Genomic DNA, 4,642 nt, shown 5'->3' on the forward strand with positions numbered 1-4,642 from the left:
TGCTGCTGGACACGCGCGGCGCCAGCCCGGCGGGCACGGCGTACCGGCTCTGACCCCCGCGACCGTGTCAGCTCTGAGCCGCCGCGCGTGTCCAGCAGCAGTTGCGCCTTCACGGCCAGGCCCTGCAAGTCGTAGCTGCGGTGGTGCTGCAACAGCACGGTCAGGTCGGCGTCGGCCACCGCCTCGTACAGCGCGTCCGCGCGCGGCACCGGTTGGCCGAGCACCCGCCACCGGGCCACGAACGGATCGTGGAAGCTGAGCTGGGCGCCCAGCTCCATCAGCCGGGAGGCGATCTCGCGGGCCGGGGCGCCCTCCTGGTCGCCCACGTCGGGCTTGTAGCTCACCCCGAGCAGCAGCACGCGGGCGCCGCGCGCCGACTTCCCGTGCTCGTTGAGCAGGGCCGCGCAGCGCCGGGTGACATAGCCCGGCATCCGCCCGTTGACCTGCTGCGCCAGCTCCACCATGGCCAGCGGACGGCCGGGGCCGCGCCCGCCGTACGGGGAGCAGTCCGAGGCGATCGGCACACCGTGGCCGCCGACGCCGGGCCCCGGCCGGAAGGCCTGGAAGCCGAACGGCTTGGTCTCGGCGCAGCGGATCACGTCCCACAGGTCGACGCCGAGGTCCTGGCAGAACATCGCCATCTCGTTGACCAGCGCGATGTTGACGTGCCGGTAGTTGGTCTCCAGGACCTTGACGGTCTCGGCCTCGCGTGGGCCCCGGGCGCGTACGACCTTCTCGGTGAGGCGGCCGTAGAACGTGGCGGCCGCCTCGGTGCAGGCGGGGGTCAGCCCGCCGATGACCTTGGGGGTGTTGGCGTAGCCGTACGCGCGGTTGCCGGGGTCGAGGCGGCCGGGGGAGTAGGCGAGGTGGAAGTCGCGCCCGGCCCGCAGCCCGGAGCCGTCCTCCAGGATCGGCCGCAGGAATTCCTCGGTGGTGCCGGGGTACACGGCGGATTCGAGCACGACGGTGGTGTGCGGGCGCAGCTGCGCGGCCAGCGCGCGGGCGGCCTCGCCGACCGCCGACAAGCCTGCCGTCCGGTCCGCGCCGAGCGGGGTCGGAGCGCAGATCACGGCGGTGTGGACGCGGCCGAGCTCGGCGGGGTCGCTGGTGGTCCGGAAGCCTCCGGCGGCCATCCGGCGCAGGTCGGCGGCCGACAGTGCGCCGTCCCAGGCCCCGCACGGCAGCCTGCCCGCGCGCAGATCGGCGGCGGCGCCGGGGTCGGGGTCGTAGCCGAGGGTGCGGACGCCGGCGGTGGTGGCGGCCTGGACGAGGGGGATGCCGAGGTGGCCGAGTCCGATGACGGCGAGATCTGCGGGCATGACTTCGTGCCGACCCTTCCCGAGGCGATTCCGGATGGCGCGAAATTGCGTGAATGAAGACTAAGCGGAAATATGACTCGTATTCAGTATTGATGCGGGGTGTTGAGGCGCGGTGTTGCGACGTGCCGTGGTGACGCGCCGTGGTGACGCGCCGTGGTGTCTCGTGCCGTGGCGACGTGCCGTTGCGGACGGGATCGGGCACCGACGCTGCACCGGCATGGCGTCATGGACGGAAACCCAGGAAAATCGTTCACGAACGTTGTGATCTCGATCACCATCTCGATCGCCGCGGGAGGCAGCCGTGAGGACACCGACACTGGGGCCGGCCGAGCGCGGCGAGGCGTTGGCCCGGATGGCGGACCAGGAGCTGGACGTGCTGGTCGTGGGCGGCGGGGTGGTCGGGGCCGGCACCGCCCTGGACGCCGTCACCCGGGGCCTGGAGACCGGCCTGGTCGAGGCGCGGGACTGGGCGGCCGGCACCTCGAGCCGGTCCAGCAAGCTGATCCATGGCGGTCTGCGCTATCTGGAGATGCTGGACTTCGTCCTCGTACGGGAGGCGCTGAAGGAGCGCGGGCTGCTGCTGCAGCGGCTCGCCCCGCACCTGGTCAAGCCGGTGCCGTTCCTGTATCCGCTCAAGCACCGCGCCTGGGAGCGCCTGTACGCGGGCACCGGCGTGGCGTTGTACGACGGCATGTCGCTCTCCTCCGGGCACGGCCGCGGGTTGCCCGCGCACCGCCATCTGACCCGGCGGCGGGCGCTGCGGGTCGCGCCCTGTCTGCGGAAGGACGCCCTGGTCGGTGCGTTGCAGTACTACGACGCCCAAGTGGACGACGCGCGCTTCGTCACCACGCTGGTGCGCACCGCCGCCTCGTACGGTGCCCATGTCGCCAACCGGGCGCGGGTGGTGGGCTTCCTGCGGGAGGGCGAGCGCATCGTCGGTGCCCGGGTGCGCGACATGGAGACGCCCTCCGGGGAAAAGGGCGCCGATTTCGAGGTCCGCGCCCGTCAGGTGGTGAACGCCACCGGGGTGTGGACGGACGAGACGCAGGCGCTGATCGGGGAGCGGGGCCAGTTCCACGTACGGGCGTCCAAGGGCATCCACCTCGTCGTGCCCAAGGACCGGATCCACTCCACGACCGGGCTGATCCTGCGGACCGAGAAGAGCGTGCTGTTCGTGATCCCGTGGGGCAGGCACTGGATCATCGGCACCACCGACACCGACTGGAGCCTGGACAAGGCCCATCCGGCGGCCTCCAGCGCCGATATCGACTATCTGCTGGAGCATGTCAACGAGGTGCTGGCGGTCCCGCTCACCCGCGCCGACGTCCAGGGCGTGTACGCCGGGCTGCGCCCCCTGCTGGCCGGCGAGTCGGACGCCACCAGCAAGCTTTCGCGCGAGCACACGGTCGCGCATGTCGCGCCGGGCCTGGTGGTGGTCGCGGGCGGCAAATACACCACGTACCGGGTCATGGCCAAGGACGCGGTCGACGAGGCGGTGCACGGCCTCGACCAGTGGGTCGGCCCCTGCGTCACCGAAGAGGTGCCGCTGGCCGGCGCCGTGGGCTACCAGGCGCTGTGGAACGCGCGGGCGCGTATGGCCAAGCGCACCGGGCTGCATGTGGCCCGCGTCGAGCATCTGCTGAACCGCTACGGCTCGCTCGCCGAGGAGATCGTGGAACGGATCGCCGAGGACCCCTCCCTGGGCGAACCGCTCACCTACGCCGACGACTATCTGCGCGCCGAGGTCGTCTACGCCGCCTCCCACGAGGGCGCCCGGCACCTGGACGACGTCCTGACCCGGCGTACCCGCATCTCGATCGAGACCTTCGACCGGGGCACCCGCTGCGCGCGGGAGGCCGCCGAGCTGATCGCGCCGGTGCTGGGCTGGGGGCCGGAGCAGACCGACAAGGAGGTCCGGCACTACGAGAAGCGGGTCGAGGCGGAGCGTGAGTCGCAGCTCCAGCCGGACGACCTGACGGCGGACGCGGCCCGGCTGGGGGCGCCGGACATCATCCCGCTCTGAGCTCCGGGGCGACGGCGTACGGGGCGCGGGGCGCGGGGCACAGGAGGGCACAGGAGGGCACCGGAGGGTACGCGCGGCGGATCAGGTCCGGCAGAACTCGGCCTTGAGGAGGTCCCGCTCCGCCGCCGCGGGCGGGAGCACATCGCTGTTGAGGCGGTAGGCCAGCACATGGCGGCCGTCCGGGGTGGCGACGACCTGGACGTAGGAGCCGCTGATCCGGCCGTTGTGGCCCCACAGCGTCACCCCGCAGGACAGCCGCACCGGGAAGAGGCCCATTCCGTACCGCCCGTCGGAGGCCGTGGTGTCGCGCATCCGCCGCAGCGCCGCCGGGCCCAGCACCTCGCCGCGCAGCAGTGCGGCGTAGAAGCGGGCCAGGTCGTCGAGGGTGGAGATCGCCTCGCCCGCGGCGCTCGCCGGGGACGGGTCGAGGTCGGTGACGTCGCGGGGGATCGTGCGGTCGCGGGGCGTGCGACGGTGACGGGCGCCGTTTTGGGCGGCGTAGGCGCGGCCGTGCGGGGTGGGGAGGGTGGTGCGGGTGCCGGGGAAGGACGTGCCGCGCAGGGCGAGCGGGGTGAGCACGCGGCGCTCGGTCTCGGCCGCGTAGGGGCGGCCGGTGACGCGCTCGACGACCAGGCCCAGCAGGACGTAGTTGGTGTTGGAGTAGTGCCACCGGGCTCCCGGCGCGAACTGCGGACGGTGGCCGACGGCGATGCGTACGAGCTGCCGCGGCGTCAGGGGGGAGGCGCCCGGCGGGCCGGCCAGCCGACGGGCCACGCGCTGATCGCCGGCGAAGTCGAACAGACCGCTGGTGTGGGTGAGAAGCTGCCGGAGGGTGATCTTCCGGCCGTCGTTGCCCTGGCCGCGCACCAGCCCCGGAAGGTGCTCCTCGACCGTGTCGTTCAGGCCGAGCCGTCGTTTTTCGGCCAACTGGAGGACTACCGTCGCGACAAAGGTCTTGGTGATGCTGCCCGCGCGGAAGCGGTCGCTTTCGTGAATTCGCCGGCCGGTGCGCACATTCGCGAGCCCGGCCGAGGCGAAGCGCGTCCCGCCGCCGTCCAGGGCGAGCGCGGCGGCGCCCGGTGCCCGGCCCCCGGCCACCAGCCGCCGTACGGCCCCCTGCAGGGCCGCCTCGGCGTCCCGCCCGCCGGAGTGCCGGACCGTCGCGGCCGGGGGCGTGGGAGCCGCGCCGGGGTCCGCCTGGGTGCCGCAGCCGGGGACCGCGGCGCCCAGGAGCGCCGCCAGCGCGAGCGCCGCGGCCCGCGCGCGGCCCCGCCTCGTCCGCCCCGGGGCGCGGATCGGC

General features: G+C 73.5%; 3 protein-coding genes. 1 reads left to right on the top strand and 2 read right to left on the bottom strand.

The features are described from left to right. Positions 1–1,319, bottom strand: a 1,319-nt coding sequence (locus tag CCN51_RS47275; protein WP_107426278.1) for a nucleotide sugar dehydrogenase, incomplete at its 3' end; no start/stop codon positions are given. A gap of 301 nt (positions 1,320–1,620) precedes the next feature. Here CCN51_RS47275 and CCN51_RS47280 point away from each other — a divergent pair. Next, the gene (locus CCN51_RS47280; protein ID WP_043487411.1) at positions 1,621–3,342 is read left to right on the top strand and encodes a glycerol-3-phosphate dehydrogenase/oxidase; all 1,722 of its coding nucleotides are present in this window, start codon (positions 1,621–1,623) and stop codon (positions 3,340–3,342) included. 81 nt (positions 3,343–3,423) lie between these two features. Here CCN51_RS47280 and CCN51_RS47285 read toward each other — a convergent pair whose 3' ends face one another. Next, a complete protein-coding gene (locus tag CCN51_RS47285; RefSeq protein ID WP_425444799.1) occupies positions 3,424–4,584 on the bottom strand; it encodes a serine hydrolase domain-containing protein in 1,161 nt (386 codons plus the stop codon). Between the last annotated feature and the right edge of the window lie 58 nt (positions 4,585–4,642).

Origin of the sequence: Streptomyces milbemycinicus, from assembly GCF_002154605.1 — a bacterium.
GTDB lineage: Bacteria > Actinomycetota > Actinomycetes > Streptomycetales > Streptomycetaceae > Streptomyces > Streptomyces milbemycinicus.